We start from the raw sequence: 14,683 nt of genomic DNA, 5'->3' as shown, positions 1-14,683 counted from the left end.
CGCGCCGATGAAACCTGAACTGTCCATTATCATTCCGATCTACAACGAGCAGGATGGCCTGGCCAGCCTGTTCGCACGCCTGTATCCGGCACTCGACGCCTTGCAGACGAGCTACGAGATCATCTTCATCAATGATGGCAGCCGCGACAATTCGGTGGCCATCCTGGCGGAACAGTTCCGCCAGCGCCCCGACGTCACGCGCGTCGTCTTATTCAACGGCAATTATGGTCAGCACATGGCCATCCTGGCCGGCTTCGAAGCCTCGCGTGGGCAGATCATGGTCACGCTCGACGCCGACCTGCAGAACCCGCCCGAAGAAATCGGCAACCTGGTGGCGAAGATGCGCGAAGGCTACGATTACGTGGGTTCGATCCGGCGCAAGCGGCAAGATTCCGCCTGGCGCACCCTCGCCTCGAAGATGATGAACCGCCTGCGCGAGCGCATCACCAACATCAAGATCACGGACCAGGGCAACATGCTGCGCGCCTACGGCCGCAATGTGATCGACCTGGTCAATCAGTGCGCCGAAGTCAACACCTTCGTGCCGGCGCTCGCCTACACGTTTGCTCGCAAGCCGACGGAAATCACCGTCGAGCACGAGGAACGGGCCGCCGGCGAGTCGAAATATTCGCTGTACAGCCTGATCCGCCTCAATTTCGACCTGGTCACGGGCTTTTCGCTGATTCCCCTGCAAATCTTTTCCATGCTGGGCATGGCAATGTCGCTGGGTTCGGCATTGCTGGTCATCTTCCTGCTGATACGCCGCTTCCTGCTGGGCGCTGAAGCCGAAGGCGTGTTTACCCTGTTTGCCATCGCCTTCTTCTTCATGGGCGTGATCCTGTTCGGCATCGGCCTGGTGGGCGAATACGTGGGACGCATCTTCCAGCAAGTGCGCGCCCGTCCCCGCTACGTGGTGCAAACCATCTTGCAGGACGGCATGACCCAGGCGGAAGCCGAGGCGCCATCGTATGTGCGCCTGGAAAAACGTCAGGTGGGCCGCTGATGGGCGCCCCGCGCGCCGTCGTCTTCGGCTACCACAATGTGGGCGTGCGCTGCATCAAGGTGCTGCTGGCCGGCGGCGTCGATATCGCCCTCGTCGTCACGCACGAAGACAGCCCCACGGAAAACCTGTGGTTCGAATCCGTCGCCAGCCTGTGCCAGGCCGAAGGCATCCCGTACATCACGCCTGCGGACGCGCGCGCGCCCGAGCTGCTGGCGCAGGTGCAGGCGGCCAGGCCGGACATGCTGTTCAGCTTTTACTACCGCCACATGTTGCCCACTAGTATCTTGGAAGTCGCTCCCGCCTACAATATGCATGGTTCGCTGCTGCCGCAGTTCCGCGGCCGCGCACCTGTCAACTGGGCCGTGCTGCACGGCGCCACGCAGACGGGCGCCACCCTGCATGAAATGACGGTCAAGCCGGACGCCGGCGCCATCGTGGCGCAAACGGCCGTGCCCATCCTGCCCGACGACACGGCCTTCGAAGTGTTTGGCAAGGTAACTGTTGCTGCTGAGCAAACGCTGTGGGGCGTGCTGCCAGCCTTGCTGGACGGCACGGCGCCGCGCCAGCTCAACGATCTGCGCCAGGGCGGCTATTTTGGCGGCCGCACGCCGGAAGACGGCCGCATCGACTGGAAGTTACCCGCGCAGCAGGTGTACAACCTGCACCGGGCCGTCGCGCCGCCCTATCCCGGCGCATTCACCGAAGTCAACAATGTCATTTACACCATCGAAAAAGCCCGTTTAAGCAAGCATTCAGCAGGAAGTTTGCCACCGGGCTTGGCGGTAGTGGATAATTGCATCTTTGGCGCCTGCGGAGACGGCCGCATGCTGGCCATTTCCGCGCTGAGGGCTGCCGGGGAGCCGATTTCGGCTCAGCAATTGCAAGCAAGTCTGACCGCCCGCGTCAGCACACACTGATATCACTCAAGAGAATCTCACATGAAAAAAGTCCTCATCTTAGGCGTCAACGGCTTCATCGGCCACCACCTGTCCAAGCGCATCCTGGAAACCACCGACTGGCATGTCTACGGCATGGACATGAACACGGACCGCATCACAGAATTGCTGGAAGATGACAACTACAAGTCGCGCATGCACTTCTTCGAAGGCGACATCACGATCAACAAGGAATGGGTCGAGTACCACGTCAAGAAATGCGACGTGATCCTGCCGCTGGTAGCCATCGCCACGCCATCGACCTACGTCAAGCAGCCGCTGCGCGTCTTCGAACTGGACTTCGAAGCCAACCTGCCTATCGTGCGCTCGGCCGCCAAGTACGGCAAGCACCTGGTCTTCCCGTCGACGTCGGAAGTGTACGGCATGTGCCATGACGAGGAATTCGACCCGGAAAACTCGGAACTGATCTGCGGCCCGATCAACAAGCCGCGCTGGATCTATTCGAACGCCAAGCAGCTGATGGACCGCGTGATCTGGGGCTACGGCATGGAAGGCTTGAACTTCACCCTGTTCCGTCCATTCAACTGGATCGGCGCGGGCCTGGACTCGATCCACACGCCGAAAGAAGGTTCCTCGCGCGTGGTGACGCAATTCTTCGGCCACATCGTGCGCGGCGAAAACATCTCGCTGGTCGACGGCGGCGCGCAGAAACGCGCGTTCACCTATATCGACGACGGCATCGATGCGCTGATCCGCATCATCGCCAACAAGAACGGCATCGCCAGCGGCAAGATCTACAACATTGGCAATCCGACCAATAACTATTCGATCCGCGACCTGGCCGGCATGATGCTGACCCTGGCCGCCGAGTACCCGGAATACGCCGAAGGCGCGAAACACGTGAAAATCGTGGAAACGACTTCGGGCGCCTACTACGGCGCCGGCTACCAGGACGTGCAGAACCGCGTGCCGAAAATCACGAATACCTGCGAAGAGCTGGGCTGGGCGCCGACCACCACCATGGCCGATTCCCTGCGCAATATTTTCGACGCCTACCGCAGCCAGGTAGCCCAAGCCAAAGCCTTGATGGATTAATGTTGAGCAAGCCGTTCCTGACCCTGAAAATCGACGTCGATACCTATCGCGGCACCCGTGAAGGCATGGGCAATCTGGTGCGCATGCTGGCCGCGCACCAGGCCAAGGCCACCTTTCTGTTCTCGCTGGGCCCCGACCACACGGGCTGGGCCCTGCGGCGCGCCTTGCGGCCCGGCTTTTTCAGCAAGGTGTCGCGCACGTCGGTGGTCGAGCACTACGGCTTGAAAACATTGATGTACGGCACCTTGCTGCCGGGACCCGATATCGGCAAGCAGTGCGCGGCGCAATTGCGCGCCGTGCGCGATGCCGGTTTCGAGTGCGGCATCCACACCTGGGATCACACCCTGTGGCAAGACAATGTGGCCAAGCGCAACGCCGCCTGGACCATTACCATGATGCGCAAGGCCGCCAACCGCTACGAACAGGTGTTCGGCAGCAAGCCGCACACGCACGGCGCGGCCGGCTGGCAAATGAATGTCAGCGCCTTTGTCGAGCACGACACGGCCGGCTACCGCTTTGCCTCCGATGGCCGCGCCATGCTCGACGCGCGCGGCGCAATGGTGCATCCGGGCAATGGCCCGCACCGCGTGCGCAATGGCAACACCATCCTGCGCTGCGTGCAATTGCCCACCACCCTGCCCACCCTGGACGAACTGCTGGGCTGCGAAATCGACGGCAAGCTGATCACCACCGGCAATGTTGCCGCGCATATCCTGTCACTGACGGCGGACAACCCGCGCGATCATGTGTATACCTTGCATGCGGAACTTGAAGGACAGAAACTCGCCCCCATTTTCGAACAACTGCTGACTGGCTGGAAAGCCCAGGGCTACCAGTTTGCGGCGATGGGCGATTATTATGAAAAGATAAAAGATGCGGACTTGCCAATTTGCCCCATCACCTGGGATGAGTTGCCCGGGCGTTCGGGACGCCTGATTGTGCAGGGCAAAGCGGCCTGAATGCTGTATTGTTGCACCTGGATGCGTTGCCAGATTAAAAACCAGCGCTGATGATCACCGTTCAGGAGAGAACCTGTGGCTGATAGCCAATCCCTCGTTAGCATACCCGACTTTAGTGCCGCCATGACCAGCGGCAAGACCTTTCAGTTGCTGGGCCGCCCGGCCAAGGCCACGGTACTGTTTTTCTATCCGAAGGACAACACCCCTGGCTGCACCACTGAAAACATCGCCTTCCGTGACGCGTATCCGCAATTTGTCGCCGCCGGCGTGGAAATCTACGGCATCAGCCGCGATTCCCTGCGCTCGCACGAAAGCTTCAAAGCCAAGCTGGAGCTGCCGTTCGAGCTCATTTCCGACCCGGACGAAGCCGTTTGCCTGCTGTTTAACGTCATGAAGATGAAACAGATGTACGGCAAGACCGTACGCGGCGTCGAGCGCAGTACGTTTGTGATTGACGCCCAGGGCCGATTGGTGAAAGAATGGAGAGGCGTGAAGGTCGCAACTCACGTGGAAGAAGTGCTGGAATTCGTAGCGCATCTGAATTGATCGTTCATTTTGATCCAATGCGCGTTGTCGGCTTCCAGCAAGCCTGGTTCAACCGCAGTTCAGTTCACGGTACCTATCGCCATTTTGAGTCAACGAAGCGCCTCCATCCACTCCGCCAGACGGGCCTGCAGCCCGCCGATGGCGTCCATGACCGGCCATGCTGCCGGCCTCCCGGCAGTTATTCGTCCTGTAGCATTGTTGTTCCCCCGCATCCACCCCATGAGAAGTGCCGCCAGAAGCTGGCTGCCCATGGGCGATTCATTCCAGAAATTTTTTGATTGAGATCCTGATGCCACTGCCAAAATTACCGAGCAAGCCAGCCACCATCCTGGCCACCCAAGATTACCCAACCGCAGGCGCAGCGCGCCCGGCCACCAAAACCCCAGCAGCCAAGAAAGTGGCTGCACCGATCATTGAAGCGGCGATCGCCGAAGTTGCCAAGCCGGTCCGCAATGCGGCCACGAAGATCAAGCAAGTGGCGGCCCTGATGGTCGCCAAGCCAGTGCCAGCCCCGGCGCCGGTTGCGGCCGCGCCTGCCGCCGTTGCCGCGCCTGCAGCGAAAGCCAAGCCGGCGGCCAAAGGCAAGGTCACGCCGATCAAGCCCGTCAAGCAGGCAGAGCAGCCGCATCCGGCCAAGCACAAGCCTGTGGAAGTGCAGCTCAAGTCGTCCGCCAGCCGCGCCGCCGATCAGCGCGGCATCAGCAAGCTGTTCGTGCTCGACACGAACGTGCTGATGCACGATCCATCGTCGCTGTTCCGCTTCGAGGAACACGATGTGTACCTGCCGATGATGACCCTGGAAGAGCTGGACAACCACAAAAAGGGCATGACGGAAGTGGCGCGCAATGCACGCCAGGTGTCGCGCACGCTCGATGCCCTGATCAGCAACACGGATGACGACGCCATCGAACACGGCATCCTGCTGTCCAAGCTGGGCAACAAGGACGCCAAGGGCCGTCTGTTCTTCCAGACACGTTTGCAAAGCGCCGACCTGCCGGCAGGCTTACCAGTGGGCAAGGCCGACAACCAGATCCTGGCCGTCGTGCGTTCGCTCGAGTCGGAACAGGAAGGCCGCCCCGTCGTGCTGGTGTCGAAAGACATCAACATGCGCATCAAGGCGCGCGCCCTGGGCTTGCCGGCCGAAGATTACTTCAACGACCATGTGCTGGAAGACACGGACTTGCTGTACTCGGGCATCGTGCAATTGCCGGACGACTTCTGGAACAAGCACGGCAAGGACATGGAGTCGTGGCAGGAAAGCAAGAACGGCTACAGCTCCACCTTCTACCGCGTGACGGGCCCGTTCATTCCATCGCTGCTGGTCAACCAGTTCATCTACCTGGAACCGAAAAACGGCGAAACGCCGTTCTACGGCCAGGTGAAGCAGATCAACGGCAAGACGGCCGTGCTGCAAACCCTGCGCGACTTCAGCCACACGAAGAACAATGTGTGGGGCGTCACGGCGCGCAACCGCGAGCAGAACTTCGCGCTGAACCTGCTGATGAATCCGGAATGCGATTTCGTCACCCTGCTGGGTCAGGCCGGTACCGGCAAGACCCTGCTGGCCCTGGCCGCCGGCCTGGCGCAAGTGCTGGAAACCAAGCTCTACAATGAAATCATCGTCACCCGCGTGACGGTGCCCGTCGGCGAAGACATCGGTTTCCTGCCAGGCACGGAAGAAGAAAAGATGTCGCCATGGATGGGCGCCTTCGACGACAACTTGGAAGTGCTGAACAAGTCCGACTCCGATGGCGGCGAATGGGGCCGTGCGGCAACGCAAGACCTGATCCGCTCGCGCATCAAGATCAAGTCGCTCAACTTCATGCGCGGCCGCACCTTCGTCAACAAGTTCCTCATCATCGATGAAGCGCAAAACTTGACGCCGAAACAGGTCAAGACCCTGGTCACGCGCGCCGGTCCCGGCACGAAGATCCTGTGTCTGGGCAACATCGCCCAGATCGACACACCGTACCTGACGGAAGGCTCGAGCGGCCTGACCTACGTGGTCGACCGCTTCAAGGGCTGGACCCACAGCGGCCACGTCACCCTGGCGCGCGGCGAGCGTTCGCGCCTGGCCGACCACGCCAGCGAAGTGCTGTAAGTTATAGCGGGCGGCGTCAGCTGCCCCAGTCATTCGAAGCCCCGGCTGCAGCGATGCAGGCGGGGCTTTTTTCATGTGCGCAACTTTTTCCTGCGGCATGTTCTAATACCGCTCCTTTCTTTCTGGACACCTTGCCGATGCCTCCCGCCCTGCAGTTGCTGCTCTGCTTCATCGTTTTCATGCTCCTCCACATTTCCGTCATGGCGGCCTGCGCCAGGCTGTTCGGCATCACGGTGCGCAGCATCAGCTATGGCGTCGGTCCCACCCTGCTGACCTGGGGCAAAGTGCGCGTCAAGCTGCTGCCGCTGGCCGGCAATCTGGTGCTGAAAGATACGCGTGAGGAAACCTTGTATGACGACGATCCCTGCCTTGACGCCTACAACTTCCAGCCGCTGTGGAAGCAGGTCCTGCTGCCCTTGAGTGGCGTGGCCGTGCTGCTGGCCTTGTCGCTGGGGATCATGGGAGCCTCGGGCTGGGAGCGCTTTATCGCCGCCTTCGGGCAAATCGTCGCTGGCGCGCTGGCGCCGTTGTCGAGGGCGCAGGAATTGCTGGGTGCAGGGGAGCTATTTGCCCGTACGCATGGCTTTGCGCCGGTGTTCGCCCTGTTCTCGCTGAAACTGTGCGCCTTTAATCTGCTGCCGTTTGCCGGTCTGAATGGGGGCCAGGCGCTGCTGTCCATCGCGCGCGGCGGCAAGCCGTATGTGACGTGGGAAGAGACGGCAGCAAAATGGCTGTTGCTGCCGGGGCTGGCGATCTTGCTGGCGTGGGCAGCGGCGTTCGGCTGCTATGGCTGGCAGGCGCTGGGGGCGTAAGGAAACGCCCCCAAGGTCGCCCGGTCAGCCGACCAGCACCAGCTTGCGGTTGACGAATTCCATGATGCCCAGGTCGGACAATTCGCGGCCGTAACCCGAATGTTTCACGCCGCCAAATGGCAGTTCAGGCGCCGTGACGGCGGGCGAGTTGATGAATACCATGCCCGTGTCGATGCGGCTGGCCAGGCGTTTCCCGCGCGCGACGTCTGCCGTGATGATGGTGCCACCGAGGCCGAAGGGAGAATCGTTGGCCAGGGCGATCGCCGCGTCGTCATCCTTGACGCGGAAAATCATGGCGACGGGGGCAAAGAATTCCTGGTAGTAGACGGGATTGCCAGGCGTGACTTCGGTGAGAATGGTCGGCGCCATGAAGTAGCCGGCACGCTCGATGCGCTTGCCGCCCAGCAGCACTTTCGCGCCGCCTTCCACGGCCTGGCCGACTTGCTTGACGGCCAGCTCCAGCGCCGATTTGCTCGACAGCGGCGCCAGGGTCGTGGCGGGATCCATCGGGTCGCCTGGCTGCAGCTTGGCCAGTTCGGCCTGGAAGCGCTCGACAAAGGTATCGGCAATGCTGTCGAGCAGGATAAAGCGTTTCGAGCCGTCGCACACCTGGCCCGCATTCTGGATGCGGCCGATGACGGCCAGCTTGACGGCCAGGTCCATGTCGGCGTCGTCCAGGACGATGAAGGCGTCGCTGCCGCCCAGTTCCATCGTGGTTTTCTTCAGGGCCTTGCCGGCCGTGGCCGCCACGGAGGCGCCGGCACGCTCGCTGCCCGTCAGCGCCACGCCCTGCACGCGCGGGTCGGCAATGGCGGTGGCCACTTGCTCGCTGGACAAGAATGCGTTGCTGTAGGCGCCTGCCGGCGCGCCCGCGTCAAGGAACAGTTTTTCAAAGGCCAGTGCGCACTGGGGCACGTTGGACGCGTGTTTCACTACCAGGGTATTGCCCGCCATCAAATTCGGACCCGCGACCCTGGCCAGCTGGTAATACGGGAAATTCCACGGCTCGACGCAGAAGATCACGCCCAGCGGCGCGATTTCCACGCTGGCCTCGCCGCGCTTGACGTCTAGTTGTTTGGGAGCGAGAAATTGCTCAGCATTATCCGCGTAGTAGTCGAGGATTTTCACGCACAGCGACACTTCCTGCTGCGCTTCCTTGAACAGCTTGCCCATTTCCACGGTGATCAGCTTGGCGAAGGCATCGCCTTGTTCCTTCAGCAGCATGGCCGCTTTCTTGACGACTGCCTTGCGCTCGGCAAAGCTGCGCTGGCGCCAGTCGCTCTCGAAAGCAGTGGCTGCCTGGGCCAGTATATTCTCCATTTGCGCATCGCTATGCGGTGTGAAGGTCTGCTCGATCTGTTCGCTGTAGGGATTCGTGGTCTGATAGCTCATCTGGTTTCCTTGGTCTTGGCACCCCGGGACTGCGTGGGGTAGCTGGGCAGTATGCTGGCGGACGCGCCGCGCGACAGTACGCACGCGAACATAGCGGCGAATGGCCGCAGGCGGCATGGCGAGCACCGGCCTATCTCTCTTTGCCACGTGTCCCATGCATGCGGGCTTGCCGCTATTCTTTTTTGCAGACCTGTCGTATGCTCGAGTCAGTGCCGCAAGGCAAACGGCAAAGGAAGCAATATTTTCACCTTCGACACCTGCGGCAAGCACCTGGTCCTGTGGGCGATCCGCGTCTACCAGCGCCATCTATCTCCCTGGAAAGGATTTCGCTGCGCCTACCGCGTGCTGACGGGACGCGACAGCTGCTCCGCCTATGGCTACAAGGTCATCGCGCGTCACGGCTTGCGCGCCGGACTGGCGCTGCTGCAACGGCGCCTGCGCGCCTGCGGCGAACGCCATCGCCGATACCTGGCGCTGCATCCGCAGACGCGGCGCAGTGCGCGCCGCCAGGCGCAGGCGGGATTTTGCGACTGCGACGTGCCTCTGCTGGACTGCGCTTGCGACTGCGCCGACGTGGCCAGCCTGGCTGATTGCTCCCGGCCGGGCCGCGGCAAGAACACGACATGGTTCCGCAACGACTATACAGCCAGTGCCGCACTGAAACGGCAGCAGGAAGAACACCGCAAGAAGATCAGGCAGCGACAGGAATCGGATAGCTAAATTCACACAATAAATTACAAATGAAATATTCATTCATGAAATGAATAATACCCATTATCACTGTGAATTGGCTGGAAACGGATCGGCGGCCTATACTTAAACCGTCTCCCCTACACTGCTTCCCATGCACACCCTGCTCAGCCCGCATACATCGCGGGCTTTTTGTTCCCGGCCATTGCCACTGCATCTTTCCTCTTTTACCGATCACCGGGCCCGCCGTTCCCCGCCAGCCCAGCCCCCAGCAAGGAGCGCAGCATGATCGTGCGCGAGCGCCCATCGGCCCTACGGCTATTCCTCGTCGTGCGCGGCTCCGTCCTGCCGCGCATCCGCACCACGCTCATCGTCAATACCCTGATCGCCACCCTCGTCACCTGGTGCCACGGCACCTTGTTCGACCACAAGGTGATCTTGACCACCATCCCGTTTACGCTGATCGGCTTGCCGCTGGCCATCTTCCTGGGCTTTCGCAACACGGCCGCCTATGACCGCTACTGGGAAGCGCGCAAGCTGTGGGGCGAACTGGTCTTGCGCAGCCGTAATTTCTCGCGCCAGTGCCAGACCATGATACGCGGCAACACGCCGGCCCACGCGAGGCTGGGCCTGGAAGATGTGCGCGTGCGCATGATTTACCGCACCATCGCCTTTTGCCACGCCCTGCGCCACCAGCTGCGCGACACGCGCGGACCGGCCGACTTGCAGCCGCTGCTGCGCCCGGCCGAATGGGAAGCGGCTTGCCAGGCATCGAATCCATCGGACTACCTGATGCTGCAGATGGGCCACGACCTGGCCGACTGCGTCCGGCAAGGCCGCATCGACAGCATCCTCACCGCACAGATCGATAACACGGTCTCGGCCATGGTAGCGGCGGGCGCTTCATGCGAACGCATCCGCAGCACGCCGATTCCGTTTTCGTATTCGCTGTTGCTGCACCGCACAGCCTATCTGTACTGCTTCCTGCTGCCGTTCGGCCTCGTCGACTCGCTCGGTTTCATGACGCCGTTCGTCGTCGCCATCGTTGCCTACACTTTCTTTGGCCTCGATGCCCTGGGCGACGAGATCGAGGAGCCGTTCGGCGAAGACGCCAACGACCTGCCGCTGTCGGCCATGTGCCGCGCCATCGAAATCAGCTTGCGTGAATCCGTGCAGGACGAGAACGTGCCGCCGCCCATGCAAGCGGACGATTTCCTGCTGAATTGATGCGCACGCCAGCTTCCCCTTGACCTTCCCACCGGGGCAAGGCTTACAGTGGATTCACCTAATCATTCAAGGAGTGCTTGCCATGTATCAGTTACAAGTTGAAAACATGAGCTGCGGCCATTGCGTCGGCTCGGTCACGAAAGCGGTGCAGGCCATCGATCCGCAAGCCCAGGTGCAGATCGACCTGGCCAGCAAGCGCGTCACGGTGGAATCACCCGCCGAACTGGGCGCCATCAGCGCCGCCATCGTGGAGGCGGGCTACCCCGTTACCAGCGCGCAGTAACAGCCACAACAGCATTACGACAGCCGGCCTTTGCGCCGGCTGTTTTTTTATCCGTCCAGCTCGGGATAGTGGCGGAAGATGCCTTCCTCATTGAATGCAATTCTGCGCTTCGACTTCAGGTAGCGGGCGATGTTCGGCCGCGCCGCCACCGTATCGTGCAGCTCGGACAGGAACGGATATTCGGGCGCCAGGCGCGCCATGGCTTGCGGAAACGCATAACGCAAGCCGGCCAGCATCTGGAACAGCGACAGGTCGCCATACGTGAGCTTTGCGCCCACCAGATACTGGCCCCGGCTGCGATTATTCAGCAGGACCTGGGTAAAATAATCGAGGAATTTCGGCAGCCGTGTTTCGCGGAAATCCGCGCTGCGCAGCATGGCCGCCTGTTTCTGTTCCTCATAATATTGATTCATCGACAGCGGATGGTGCGTGTCGTGCACTTCCGTCAGCCAGTCGGCCATGGTCAGTTGCAGCTGGTTCAGCCATAAACGGCCGCTTTCCGCGCGCGGCGCCAGGGCCAGGCGCCGGCCCAGATACAAGAGGATATTCGTCGTCTGGCCGATCAGCATGTCGCCGTCGCGCAGCACGGGCGGTGCGTAGGCGGCCTGTGGCGTAGCACCGCCATCGAGGCAGGCCAGCATGGCGGGAACGCCTTGCCCCTTGCGTTCAGGCAAACGGGCGATGTCGCGGTAGTCGGCGCCCGCCTCTTCCAGGGCCAGGCGGATGAATTCGCCGCGTCCCTGTATCGTGGGCCAGTAATACAGTTCATACGCCATACGCACCTCCGTTGATTTAACTCAATGGCAGCAAGCCTTCGCTTCCGTTTCACCGGCCAGCCCCAGGCTTTGCAGGATGGGGCAATCGGGCTTGTCATCGCCATGGCACGACTGCGCCAGGTGAGCCAGCGTGTCGCGCATTTCCGTCAGTTCGGCGATGCGCTTGTCGAGCTCGGCGACGTGGGCCAGGGCGATGCCTTTCACGTCCGCGCTGGCGCGCTGGTCGTTTTGCCACAACGACAGCAGTTCGCGGATCTGTTCCAGCGAAAAACCCAGTCCCCGCCCGCGCTTGATGAAGCGCAAGGCGTGCAAGTCGTTCGGCGTGTAGATGCGGTAGCCGGCGTCGCTGCGCGCGCTGGGTTTTAACAATGAAATACTCTCGTAGTAGCGTATCATTTTTGCCGATACGCCCGTTTCACTGGCTGCCTGGCCGATATTCATCCTATGACTCCTTGGTATGCGCGCTGCCTGCATGACTGCGGGCTTTCCAGCGGCGCAGCAACAGGGCATTGCTGATCACGCTGACGGAACTGAAGGCCATCGCCGCGCCCGCCACCATGGGGTTGAGCAAGCCGAAGGCGGCCAGCGGAATGCCGATCAGGTTGTAAATGAAGGCCCAGAACAGATTCTGCCGTATCTTGCTGTAGGTGCGGCGCGAGATATCGATGGCGTCCGCCACCAGGGCCGGATCGCCGCGCATCAGCGTGATGCCGGCCGCATGCATGGCCACGTCCGTGCCCGTCGACATGGCGATGCCCACGTCGGCAGCGGCCAGCGCGGGCGCATCGTTGATGCCGTCGCCCACCATGGCCACCTTCGCGCCCTCGCCTTTCAGCGCAACAATTTTAGCGGTTTTATCGGCCGGCAGCATTTTCGCCGCCACCGTGTCGATGCCCAGCAGCTTGCCGACGGCGTCGGCGCTGCCCTGGTTATCCCCGGTCAACATCACCGTGCGGATGCCCAGGCTGTGCAAATGGGCAATAGCCGCCTGCGCATTCGGCTTGACCTGGTCGCTGAAGGCGAACAGGCCCAGCAGCTCCGATCCCGAAGCCAGCCACGAGATCGTATTACCCGTGTTTTCCAGGGACAAGGCTTGTGCCGCCAGCGGTTCCATGTCCACGTTTAACTCCTGCATCAGGCGCGTGCTGCCCAGTTTCAGGTCCAGGCCGTCGACATGCGCCGCCAGGCCGCGGCCCGGCAAGGCCGCCAGAGCCGTGGCCGGCAAGGGTTCGATGTGGCGCGCGCTGGCCGCATCCAGCACGGCAGTAGCCAGGCTGTGTTCGCTGCCACGCTGGATGCTGGCCGCCAGCTGCAACAGCCGGGCATCGTCGATGCCGTGCGCATGCAGGGCCGCCAGCGCTGGTTTACCGATGGTCAGGGTGCCCGTCTTGTCGAACACGACGGTATTGACGGCGTGCGCCACTTCCAGCGCTTCCGCATCCTTGATCAGGATGCCGTAGCGGGCGGCCACGCCCGTGCCGGCCATGATGGCCGTCGGCGTGGCCAGGCCCAGCGCGCATGGGCAGGCGATGACCAGCACGGCCACTGCATTGATGATGGCGTTCTCCAGCTCGCCGGTGGCGAACCACCAGCCCAGCATGGTCAGCAGCGCCAGCACCAGCACCACGGGAACAAAAATCGCGCTGACCTTGTCGACCAGATGCTGGATGGGCGCCTTGGCGGCCTGCGCGTCTTCCACCAGGCGGATGATGCGCGACAAGGTCGTCTCGCCGCCCACGGCCTGGGTACGTACCAGCAACAAACCATCGGCATTGATGGCGCCGCCCGTCACCTTGTCGCCCGGATGCTTATCGACCGGCAAGCTTTCGCCCGTGATCAGCGACTCGTTGACCTGGCTGGCGCCTTCCACCACCACGCCATCGACGGCCACCCGTTCACCGGGGCGGATAACCACCAGGTCGCCCACTTTCACCTGTTCCACGGGCAAATCGAGCTCGACGCCGTCGCGGCGCACGCGGGCCGCCTCCGGGCGCAAGACTTGCAGCGCGCGGATGGCCGAAGCCGTCTGGCGCTTGGCGCGGCTTTCCAGCCATTTGCCCAGCAACACCAGCGTGATGACGACGGCCGACGCTTCAAAGTACAGGTGCGGCAGCATCTCGCCCGCCGTCAGCCATTGATAGACGGACAAGCCATACGCGGCGCTCGTGCCCAGCGCCACCAGCAAATCCATATTGCCGCTGCCGGCGCGCGCCGCCTTCCAGCCCGCCTTGTAGAAACGCGCACCAAAGTAAAACTGCACGGGCGTGGCCAGCGCGAATTGCAGCCAGCCGGGCAGCATCAAATGGATGCCGGCCCACTCGAACAGCATGGGCAGCATCAATGGCAAGGCCAGAACGGCCGCGAACGCCACTTTCATGCCGTCGCGGTTGGGCGCCGCCGCGGGCGCGCTGGCGTGGCTGGCGGCGGGCACCGTGGCGGCATAGCCGGCCTGGTCGATGGCGGCGATCAGGACGCCCGCATCGGCGTCGCCCGTCACCTTGACGCGCGCGCTTTCCGTGGCCAGGTTGACGCTGGCGGCCAGCACGCCGGGCACTTTCAGCAGGGCTTTTTCCACCCGGCCCACGCACGAGGCGCACGTCATGCCGGCGATGCTCAGGTCGATCTCGCGCTGCGCCACCGCATAGCCGGCCTTGTCCACGGCCGCCTGCAAGGTGGCCAGCGGAACGTTCTGGCTGGACGCCACCCTGGCCGTATCGGTGGCCAGGTTGATGCTGGCGCTGGTCACGCCCGGCACGGCCGCCAGCGCCTTTTCAACGCGGGCCACGCACGAGGCGCAGGTCATGCCTTCGACCGTGAACGATTGCAAATAAGGGGAAGCTGGCTGCATGGCGCTGATCCTGTAGATAAGAGGTGATGTCTACAGGATCGTCCCTACCATGATG

General features: G+C 62.2%; 15 protein-coding genes. 10 read left to right on the top strand and 5 right to left on the bottom strand.

What is annotated here, in order from left to right:
• The first annotated feature begins 7 nt into the window (after window positions 1–7).
• From JAB8_RS15835 to JAB8_RS15810, 6 genes are all read left to right on the top strand, one after another.
• On the top strand, window positions 8–1,003 hold the full coding sequence (locus JAB8_RS15835; RefSeq protein WP_070290601.1) for a glycosyltransferase: 996 nt from the start codon (window positions 8–10) through the stop codon (window positions 1,001–1,003).
• Entirely contained in the window at window positions 1,003–1,920 is a 918-nt protein-coding gene (locus JAB8_RS28615) for a formyltransferase (RefSeq protein WP_070290551.1), read from the top strand. Before JAB8_RS15835 ends, JAB8_RS28615 begins: the two co-directional genes overlap by 1 nt.
• A 21-nt stretch (window positions 1,921–1,941) precedes the next feature.
• Window positions 1,942–2,994, top strand: coding sequence for a bifunctional UDP-4-keto-pentose/UDP-xylose synthase (locus JAB8_RS28610; RefSeq protein ID WP_070290550.1), 1,053 nt, complete (start codon window positions 1,942–1,944; stop codon window positions 2,992–2,994).
• Window positions 2,994–3,953, top strand: coding sequence for a polysaccharide deacetylase family protein (locus JAB8_RS15820; protein WP_070219135.1), 960 nt, complete (start codon window positions 2,994–2,996; stop codon window positions 3,951–3,953). The genes JAB8_RS28610 and JAB8_RS15820 overlap by 1 nt, the downstream gene beginning before the upstream one ends.
• A gap of 75 nt (window positions 3,954–4,028) precedes the next feature.
• Complete coding sequence (locus JAB8_RS15815) at window positions 4,029–4,499, top strand: peroxiredoxin (protein WP_034750445.1); 471 nt, start codon at window positions 4,029–4,031, stop codon at window positions 4,497–4,499.
• A gap of 289 nt (window positions 4,500–4,788) precedes the next feature.
• Window positions 4,789–6,600 (top strand): PhoH family protein, encoded by a 1,812-nt coding sequence (locus JAB8_RS15810; RefSeq protein ID WP_070219133.1) that lies wholly within the window; start codon window positions 4,789–4,791, stop codon window positions 6,598–6,600.
• 16 nt (window positions 6,601–6,616) lie between these two features.
• Here JAB8_RS15810 and JAB8_RS29535 read toward each other — a convergent pair whose 3' ends face one another.
• Complete coding sequence (locus JAB8_RS29535) at window positions 6,617–6,781, bottom strand: hypothetical protein (RefSeq protein ID WP_175445206.1); 165 nt, start codon at window positions 6,779–6,781, stop codon at window positions 6,617–6,619.
• Here JAB8_RS29535 and JAB8_RS15805 point away from each other — a divergent pair.
• The gene (locus JAB8_RS15805; protein WP_139143065.1) at window positions 6,780–7,412 is read left to right on the top strand and encodes a site-2 protease family protein; all 633 of its coding nucleotides are present in this window, start codon (window positions 6,780–6,782) and stop codon (window positions 7,410–7,412) included. The two genes, JAB8_RS29535 and JAB8_RS15805, sit on opposite strands and share 2 nt — an antisense overlap.
• 24 nt (window positions 7,413–7,436) lie before the next feature.
• Here the strand turns inward: JAB8_RS15805 and JAB8_RS15800 are convergent, their stop codons facing one another.
• Complete coding sequence (locus JAB8_RS15800; RefSeq protein ID WP_070290548.1) at window positions 7,437–8,804, bottom strand: NAD-dependent succinate-semialdehyde dehydrogenase; 1,368 nt, start codon at window positions 8,802–8,804, stop codon at window positions 7,437–7,439.
• Between the two features lie 51 nt (window positions 8,805–8,855).
• Here JAB8_RS15800 and yidD point away from each other — a divergent pair, with 51 nt between their 5' ends.
• The 3 genes from yidD to JAB8_RS15785 all read left to right on the top strand — a co-directional run bounded on the left by yidD (window position 8,856) and on the right by JAB8_RS15785 (window position 11,004).
• Entirely contained in the window at window positions 8,856–9,524 is a 669-nt protein-coding gene (gene yidD / locus JAB8_RS15795) for a membrane protein insertion efficiency factor YidD (protein ID WP_083287751.1), read from the top strand.
• Window positions 9,525–9,779: 255 nt separating this feature from the next.
• Window positions 9,780–10,721: a bestrophin family protein gene (locus JAB8_RS15790; RefSeq protein WP_070290546.1), complete on the top strand. Its 942-nt coding sequence runs from the start codon at window positions 9,780–9,782 to the stop codon at window positions 10,719–10,721.
• Window positions 10,722–10,803: 82 nt separating this feature from the next.
• The gene (locus tag JAB8_RS15785) at window positions 10,804–11,004 is read left to right on the top strand and encodes a heavy-metal-associated domain-containing protein (RefSeq protein ID WP_070219128.1); all 201 of its coding nucleotides are present in this window, start codon (window positions 10,804–10,806) and stop codon (window positions 11,002–11,004) included.
• 47 nt (window positions 11,005–11,051) lie between these two features.
• Here the strand turns inward: JAB8_RS15785 and JAB8_RS15780 are convergent, their stop codons facing one another.
• Genes JAB8_RS15780 through JAB8_RS15770 form a run of 3 tightly spaced genes read right to left on the bottom strand, consistent with a single transcriptional unit; the run spans window position 11,052 to window position 14,628 of the window.
• Window positions 11,052–11,780: a glutathione S-transferase gene (locus JAB8_RS15780; protein ID WP_070290545.1), complete on the bottom strand. Its 729-nt coding sequence runs from the start codon at window positions 11,778–11,780 to the stop codon at window positions 11,052–11,054.
• Window positions 11,781–11,801: 21 nt separating this feature from the next.
• Window positions 11,802–12,221, bottom strand: coding sequence for a Cu(I)-responsive transcriptional regulator (gene cueR, locus JAB8_RS15775; RefSeq protein ID WP_070290544.1), 420 nt, complete (start codon window positions 12,219–12,221; stop codon window positions 11,802–11,804).
• Between the two features lies 1 nt (window position 12,222).
• Entirely contained in the window at window positions 12,223–14,628 is a 2,406-nt protein-coding gene (locus JAB8_RS15770; protein WP_070290543.1) for a heavy metal translocating P-type ATPase, read from the bottom strand.
• Window positions 14,629–14,683: the final 55 nt, after the last annotated feature.

The organism is Janthinobacterium sp. HH106 (assembly GCF_001758725.1).
Lineage (GTDB): Bacteria > Pseudomonadota > Gammaproteobacteria > Burkholderiales > Burkholderiaceae_D > Janthinobacterium.
The sequence above is the reverse complement of the archived record's forward strand: the minus strand, read 5'-3'. Positions and strand labels throughout refer to the sequence as shown.

Bases quoted from the DNA above. Each gene is read 5' to 3' on its own strand.
- JAB8_RS15835 (WP_070290601.1), top strand. From the start codon at position 8: ATGAAACCTGAACTGTCCATTATCATTCCGATCTACAACGAGCAGGAT.
- JAB8_RS28615 (WP_070290551.1), top strand. From the start codon at position 1,003: ATGGGCGCCCCGCGCGCCGTCGTCTTCGGCTACCACAATGTGGGCGTG.
- JAB8_RS28610 (WP_070290550.1), top strand. From the start codon at position 1,942: ATGAAAAAAGTCCTCATCTTAGGCGTCAACGGCTTCATCGGCCACCAC.
- JAB8_RS15820 (WP_070219135.1), top strand. From the start codon at position 2,994: ATGTTGAGCAAGCCGTTCCTGACCCTGAAAATCGACGTCGATACCTAT.
- JAB8_RS15810 (WP_070219133.1), top strand. From the start codon at position 4,789: ATGCCACTGCCAAAATTACCGAGCAAGCCAGCCACCATCCTGGCCACC.
- JAB8_RS15805 (WP_139143065.1), top strand. From the start codon at position 6,780: ATGCTCCTCCACATTTCCGTCATGGCGGCCTGCGCCAGGCTGTTCGGC.
- JAB8_RS29535 (WP_175445206.1), bottom strand. From the start codon at position 6,781: ATGAAAACGATGAAGCAGAGCAGCAACTGCAGGGCGGGAGGCATCGGC.
- JAB8_RS15800 (WP_070290548.1), bottom strand. From the start codon at position 8,804: ATGAGCTATCAGACCACGAATCCCTACAGCGAACAGATCGAGCAGACC.
- yidD (WP_083287751.1), top strand. From the start codon at position 8,856: ATGCTGGCGGACGCGCCGCGCGACAGTACGCACGCGAACATAGCGGCG.
- JAB8_RS15790 (WP_070290546.1), top strand. From the start codon at position 9,780: ATGATCGTGCGCGAGCGCCCATCGGCCCTACGGCTATTCCTCGTCGTG.
- JAB8_RS15785 (WP_070219128.1), top strand. From the start codon at position 10,804: ATGTATCAGTTACAAGTTGAAAACATGAGCTGCGGCCATTGCGTCGGC.
- JAB8_RS15780 (WP_070290545.1), bottom strand. From the start codon at position 11,780: ATGGCGTATGAACTGTATTACTGGCCCACGATACAGGGACGCGGCGAA.
- cueR (WP_070290544.1), bottom strand. From the start codon at position 12,221: ATGAATATCGGCCAGGCAGCCAGTGAAACGGGCGTATCGGCAAAAATG.
- JAB8_RS15770 (WP_070290543.1), bottom strand. From the start codon at position 14,628: ATGCAGCCAGCTTCCCCTTATTTGCAATCGTTCACGGTCGAAGGCATG.